Consider the following 6000-nt stretch of genomic DNA (forward strand, 5'->3'; position numbering starts at 1 on the left):
GCGATGCAGCTTGCGGAAGCCGGGTGCAGCGACAGCGAGATTGCTGCCGTGACGGGGCACCGCACGTTGCAGATGGTCCAGAAGTACCGCGCCGGAGCGAACCAAAGGCGCCTGTCCAGGCAAGCCCAGGATCGCAGGGACAGAACATGAACAGAACGGGAAACTGGAAAACTATGCGGAAAACCGCCGCCGCAGGGGGTACCGAAGCCTCCCCCGACAAGGCGAATTATTTTTATATTTCATAATGGTGCGGGTGAAGGGACTCGAACCCCCACGCCTTGCGGCGCCAGAACCTAAATCTGGTGCGTCTACCAGTTCCGCCACACCCGCACGCCAGGACCTGAACGCGCGCCCAAGCAAACCGCCGCGTATCGATCCGCGCCCTTCTAGCAAAGCCCCCGGAAGCTGGCGAGCCGAAAAACCGCCGTCGCCGGCCGCTCCCGCACTCTGACCCGACCGCACCGCCTCTCCAAGGGATAGCCCGACCGGCACCGGATACACGCGGGCGCCCCTCTTTCTTCTTGGCAAAAATACCCCATCTCGGCCGCCCGAAGGGCGGGCGTCCGAAAGAAAGAGCGCGCCGCAGGCGCTCTGCCGGATCGGCCTAAAGATCGAGAGCGCGGAATACCGCGGGCAGGGCCTCGGGCAGATCCTCGGCGATCAGCCCCGGACCGAACCGGCGCGCGGCTTCGGCGTGCAGCCAGGCGGCCTCGGCGGCGGCCTCGAAGGCAGGCCGCCCCCGGGCCAGCAGGCCGGTCACGAGCCCGGCCAGCACATCGCCCGATCCCGCCGTCGCGAGCCAGGGGGCGGCACGCTCGTAAAGCGCCGCATGGATCGCGGCCCGGCCATCGGGAGCCGCAATCGCGGTGTCGGCGCCCTTCAGCAGCACCACCGCGCCCGACCGAGCGGCCGCGGCCCGGACCGCCTCGACCCGCGAAAAGGCAGGGCCGCGCGCGGCGCGGGACGCAAGCCGCTCGGCGAGATCGGGGAAAAGCCGGGCGAACTCGCCGCCATGGGGCGTCAGGACGCAATCTGCCCGAAGACCCGCGAAAGGATCGGCCGCCGCTGCCAGCAGGCTCAGCGCATCGGCGTCAAGCACGGCGGCACGGCCGCTGGCAAGGGACGCCGCAAGCAGCGCCGCCTCGCGCGGTCCGGCCCCCATCCCCGGCCCGATGCAGAGCGCCGAGAACCGCGGATCGTCGAGCAGGGCGGTCAGGTCCTCCGCGCTATCGACCCGGCGCAGCATCGTCGCGGTCAGATGACAGGCGCATTCGAGCTGCGCCGAGCCGGGCGCGGCCAGCGTCACGAGCCCCGCCCCCACCCGCAGCGCCCCGCGCGCAGCAAGCCGCGCGGCCCCGGTCCGTCCCGGCCCGCCCGCCAGCACCAGCGCGTGGCCATGACTGTACTTGTGTCCGCCGACGGCGCCCGCCTTGCCGATCCGGGGCCCCGGCGCCTGCACCAGCGCGACCGCCCCCGGACAGCGACCGGCCGGATCGAGCCCGATATCGGCGATGACGACCCGTCCGCAGAAGGCGCTCGCTTCGGCGGTGAACTGGCCGATCCGGGCGCGGTGGAAGGTGACGGTCAGCGTGGCAGGCAGCACGCCTCCGAGATCGCGCCCGCTGTCGGTGCACAGTCCGCTTGGCATGTCGACCGCCAGCGCCCGGCCACCCGCCGCGCGGAAGACCTCCAGCGCGGCCGCCGTCCGCGCCGCGATGGCCCCGATGCCGCGGGTGCATCCGCTGCCAAAAAGCGCATCGACCGCCAGATCGGCCTCGCCGCCCGCCAGATGCGCGGCCACCGCCGCATCGTCCCAGGGCCGCACCCGGCCCATCGCGGCCCAGCTGTCATGGTTGCGGCGCGCATCGGGCGGCAGCCGGTCGGACGTTCCGAAAAGAAAGAGATCCACCCGCCAGCCACGCTCGGCCAGCAGCCGGGCCACCACGAAGCCGTCGCCGCCGTTGTTGCCGGGTCCGCACAGCACCAGCGCGGCCTTGGGCCCGGCCTCGAGATCGGGCCATTCGGCCAGGGCCGCCGCGACCACGCCCTCGCCCGCGCGCTCCATCAGCGTCGCGCCATCTGCATCGCCACGCGCCATCGCGTCGGCCTCGATGGCGCGCATTTGGGCAGAGGTCAGAAGCTCGGCCATCGGAACCCCCAAAATCCGTTTCCATAACGCCCATTCCGAAGGCATGTTGCCCACTTACCGGGCGGCACCCCAAGATTCCATGAACGCCCAACTTGCGCGTCAGCCTAGCCAATTGTGCGCCTCGGGGGAAAGTGGTCTGTCGGGCGTCGAACCATACCAAGAGGGAGTCGCGCGCCGTGAAGAAGATCGAGGCGATCATCAAACCCTTCAAGCTCGACGAGGTCAAAGAGGCGCTGCAGGAAGCCGGCGTTCAGGGTCTTTCGGTGATCGAGGTGAAGGGGTTCGGCCGCCAGAAGGGCCATACCGAGCTGTACCGCGGCGCCGAATATGTCGTCGATTTCCTGCCCAAGGTGAAGATCGAGATCGTCCTTCCCGACGATCAGGTCGAGGCCGCCATCGAGGCCATCGTCAACGCCGCCAAGACCGAGAAGATCGGCGACGGCAAGATCTTCGTCTCGCCTGTCGAGCAGGCGATCCGCATCCGCACCGGCGAGACCGGCGAGGACGCCCTTTAAGACACCCGTAACGCATGCGCCGGGTCCGCCCGGCCAGGACGCGACCAAACCTAAGTACAGAGGGGAAGAAGGTCACATGAGCAAAGACAAGGTTCTCAAGACCATCAAGGACGAGGACGTCGAATACGTCGACATCCGCTTTACCGATCCGCGCGGCAAGCTGCAGCACGTGACGGTGATGGCCGACCTGGTGGACGAGGATTTCCTGGACGAAGGCTTCATGTTCGACGGCTCGTCGATCGCCGGCTGGAAGTCGATCGAAGCCTCCGACATGAAGCTGATGCCCGACCCGGACAGCGCCTATATCGACCCGTTCTACGCCGAGAAGACGCTTTGCGTGCACTGCTCGGTGGTCGAGCCCGATACCGGCGAAGCCTATGACCGCGATCCGCGCGGCACCGCCGAGAAGGCCGAAGCCTATCTGAAATCCTCGGGCATCGGCGATGTGGCCTATTTCGGCCCCGAGGCCGAATTCTTCATCTTCGACGACGTGCGCTATGCCGTGACCCCGAACAAGGTCGCCTATGCCATCGACGTCGAGCATGCCGCCTGGAACACCGACACCGAATACGAGTCGGGCAACCTCGGCCACCGTCCGACCTACAAGGGCGGCTACTTCCCGGTGAACCCGTCGGACGAAGGCCAGGACATCCGGTCGGAAATGCTGTCCACGATGAAGCGGATCGGCATGAAGGTCGACAAGCACCACCACGAGGTGGCGACCTGCCAGCACGAGCTGGGCATGATCTTCGACAGCCTGAAGAAACAGGCCGACAACCTGCAGAAATACAAGTATGTCATCCACAACGTGGCGCTGGCCTACGGCAAGACGGCGACCTTCATGCCGAAGCCGATGGCGGGCGACAACGGGTCTGGCATGCACTGCAACATGTCGATCTGGAAAGACGGCAAGCCGCTCTTTGCGGGCGACAAATATGCCGATCTGAGCCAGGAAGCGCTTTGGTACATCGGCGGCCTGCTGAAGCACGCCAAGACGCTGAACGCCTTCACCAACCCCTCGACCAACTCCTACAAGCGGCTGATCCCGGGCTTCGAAGCCCCGGTGCTGCGCGCCTATTCGGCCCGCAACCGCTCGGGCTGCATCCGTATCCCGTGGACCGAGAGCCCGAAGGCCAAGCGCGTCGAAGCCCGCTTCCCCGATCCGTCGGCAAACCCCTATCTGTGCTTCTCGGCGCTGCTGATGGCCGGTCTCGACGGGATCAAGAACAAGATCGATCCGGGCGAGGCGATGGACAAGAACCTCTACGACCTGCCCCCCGAAGAGCTGGAAGGCATTCCCACCGTTTGCGCCTCGCTGCGTGAAGCGCTGGAGAGCCTTGCCAAGGACCACGACTTCCTGCTCGCGGGCGACGTCTTCACCAAGAGCCAGATCGAAGGCTACATGGAGCTCAAGTGGGAAGAGGTCTACGCCTTCGAACACACGCCCCACCCGATGGAATACAAGCTGTACTACAGCTGCTGATCGGGTCCTTCGGACCGAATTCGGAAAGGGCGCCTTCGGGCGCCCTTTTTGCGTCCACTCAAGGGTCAGGCCGGGCGCGCCGGGTCATGGCCGATCGGATGCGCCTCAAGCGCCGCGCGTTGGGCAGGGTTCAGGCTCTCAATCGCCACGACATAGGTGTGGATCGAGAAGCCGCCCAAGTCGGACAAGCGGCGGCCCCTCGAGCGGCGCCCGCACCCCGTCGGGCCGCAGCACCTCCGTGGCGCCGATGACGGTCCCGGGACGCCGGGCCAGATCGGCCAGCACCAGATCGTAAAGCTCCCAGGCCGCGTCCCCGGCCTCGGGGCGCATCGCATGCACCGCATCGCGATGGGTCGCGGCGCTCGGCCATCTGGGCGCCATAGGCCTCGTCGAGGATCAGCCAGCGCTGCGGGTCGAGCGGCTGGATGCCCGGCAGGCGCCGCATCGCGGGCCCGGCCCAGGGGGTGTAGCGCCAGGCGTGTCGCGCCCCGCTACGACAAGACCACTGAGAGCTTCCTCGGCTTCATTGACATCACGTCGATCCGTCTCTGGGTCCGCCATTTGTCAACATGACCTAGCTTACAACCTTCAACCATTTCCTGATGCGCACGCGCGCATTCGCGTAGGGCGACGAGGTATTGAACTGGACCATCCGCCCCTTCGTCCACTTGCCATACCAAGGGTGGCCATAAAGCTCGTCGTTCGTCCGGGATGAAATCGTTTCGACCAGCCTGAGATTGGTTGCCGCAAGGCCGGCCAGGAGCTCATGCCAGTCGAGATGCCGGTAATCCGCATAGAATTTCTGGGCCAGTGAGCCGAGTTGATTCCACTTGAAACCGGTTTCGGGAAGCTCCAGGGCCTCGCCACGATCATCCCGATCCAACCATTTCAAAACGAGTTCATTCCAGCCAAGCAGATAGGCCACCAGATCGGCGGGGCTCATCATCGTTCCAGCGGCATGGCCCTCCATGGAGGCCGTGCGTGCAAGCTCCGGTGGCACGCGCTCTAGGTCGTATATCAGGTTGCCGAATGTCGTTGAAATCGCATCCAGAAGTTCGGCTTTCGATACCGGCACGCCCATACTGTTCTCTTACGCATTTTGATTCGAAGTTAGGCCCGACGCGCATCATCGCCAATGATAGATACGGGCTCGGAGCGGACCTGCGGCGGTGCAGCATGGCGCCGGAGCGCATCGGGCCGCCCACTCGGGCGCTCGCTGCCGATTGCGGCCGTTGAGGCCCCGCTCCCTGCTGCCCCGCGGAATCGCGAAAGCGGCCGTTCATCATGGCTGCGGCGCGCCCCGAAGCTGCCGAGGTCCGGAAACGGGACGAAACTGCCATCCCTCGAATTTCGGCTTCCGTTCTAGGGACAGAGACGGTCGTTATCACCCGTTACAGAAACGCCTGAGATTTGTCCACATGCACCGCTCGTTACTCATGATTTTAGGCTCAGTGAAGCGGGAAGCGGGCGTAACCGCCATCATCGTGACCCCATTCCCATCCTGAAACCCTAAACGGATGGAGGCTTGCAACACGGAAGTCTGCGGCTCCGGCGCCGAACCAAGTCTCTACCGACGATGTTTGGCCGAAAGCAGGACGAGAGGCTGGCTGCACAGAACTGCTATCGATCCGGATCACCTGATCGCCACGCCGGACGATGAAGCCATAAGGTTGCAATGCCTCATCAGGCGCGCCTGCCCGCCTCCAGGTGACCTGCCCCCCGGTCGTCCCTCGTTCATAACGAGAGTCCTTGGGGTTGTGTGCCCTGCTCCCCAACCTTGGACCGCGGGAAGTTGGATTTTTCCGGCTGCCTCACGATGACGGGCCGGTGACGCCATCGGGATAATGCATGGC

The 6000-nt window shown here is 65.6% G+C and carries 5 protein-coding genes, 1 tRNA gene and 1 pseudogene; 3 read left to right on the plus strand and 4 right to left on the minus strand.

Going from position 1 to position 6000, the window contains the following annotated elements:
* Nucleotides 1–245 precede the first annotated feature (245 nt).
* Together EV657_RS19080 and EV657_RS19085 are read right to left on the minus strand one after the other, a co-directional pair.
* Nucleotides 246–330: transfer RNA gene (locus tag EV657_RS19080), tRNA-Leu, on the minus strand.
* Nucleotides 331–604: 274 nt separating this feature from the next.
* Entirely contained in the window at nucleotides 605–2149 is a 1545-nt protein-coding gene (locus EV657_RS19085) for an NAD(P)H-hydrate dehydratase (protein ID WP_134079374.1), read from the minus strand.
* A gap of 176 nt (nucleotides 2150–2325) precedes the next feature.
* Here EV657_RS19085 and EV657_RS19090 point away from each other — a divergent pair, with 176 nt between their 5' ends.
* Together EV657_RS19090 and glnA are read left to right on the plus strand one after the other, a co-directional pair.
* Nucleotides 2326–2664: a P-II family nitrogen regulator gene (locus tag EV657_RS19090; protein ID WP_075785018.1), complete on the plus strand. Its 339-nt coding sequence runs from the start codon at nucleotides 2326–2328 to the stop codon at nucleotides 2662–2664.
* Between the two features lie 76 nt (nucleotides 2665–2740).
* Nucleotides 2741–4147, plus strand: a complete 1407-nt coding sequence (gene glnA, locus EV657_RS19095) for a type I glutamate--ammonia ligase (RefSeq protein ID WP_075785019.1) — start codon at nucleotides 2741–2743, stop codon at nucleotides 4145–4147.
* Nucleotides 4148–4285: 138 nt separating this feature from the next.
* On the opposite strand, the gene EV657_RS19100 is transcribed toward glnA, so the two are convergent.
* Nucleotides 4286–4528: a DUF3445 domain-containing protein gene (locus EV657_RS19100; RefSeq protein ID WP_166673738.1), complete on the minus strand. Its 243-nt coding sequence runs from the start codon at nucleotides 4526–4528 to the stop codon at nucleotides 4286–4288.
* 87 nt (nucleotides 4529–4615) lie between these two features.
* Here EV657_RS19100 and EV657_RS19105 point away from each other — a divergent pair.
* Nucleotides 4616–4720 (plus strand): annotated as a pseudogene (locus EV657_RS19105) (IS5/IS1182 family transposase); the annotation flags it as partial.
* Between the two features lies 1 nt (nucleotide 4721).
* Here EV657_RS19105 and EV657_RS19110 read toward each other — a convergent pair.
* On the minus strand, nucleotides 4722–5228 hold the full coding sequence (locus EV657_RS19110) for a ClbS/DfsB family four-helix bundle protein (RefSeq protein ID WP_075786173.1): 507 nt from the start codon (nucleotides 5226–5228) through the stop codon (nucleotides 4722–4724).
* Between the last annotated feature and the right edge of the window lie 772 nt (nucleotides 5229–6000).

Origin of the sequence: Rhodovulum visakhapatnamense (assembly GCF_004365965.1) — a bacterium.
In the GTDB taxonomy this organism is placed as follows: domain Bacteria; phylum Pseudomonadota; class Alphaproteobacteria; order Rhodobacterales; family Rhodobacteraceae; genus Rhodovulum; species Rhodovulum visakhapatnamense.

Bases quoted from the DNA above. Each gene is read 5' to 3' on its own strand.
- EV657_RS19085 (WP_134079374.1), bottom strand. From the start codon at position 2,149: ATGGCCGAGCTTCTGACCTCTGCCCAAATGCGCGCCATCGAGGCCGAC.
- glnA (WP_075785019.1), top strand. From the start codon at position 2,741: ATGAGCAAAGACAAGGTTCTCAAGACCATCAAGGACGAGGACGTCGAA.
- EV657_RS19100 (WP_166673738.1), bottom strand. From the start codon at position 4,528: ATGGCGCCCAGATGGCCGAGCGCCGCGACCCATCGCGATGCGGTGCAT.
- EV657_RS19110 (WP_075786173.1), bottom strand. From the start codon at position 5,228: ATGGGCGTGCCGGTATCGAAAGCCGAACTTCTGGATGCGATTTCAACG.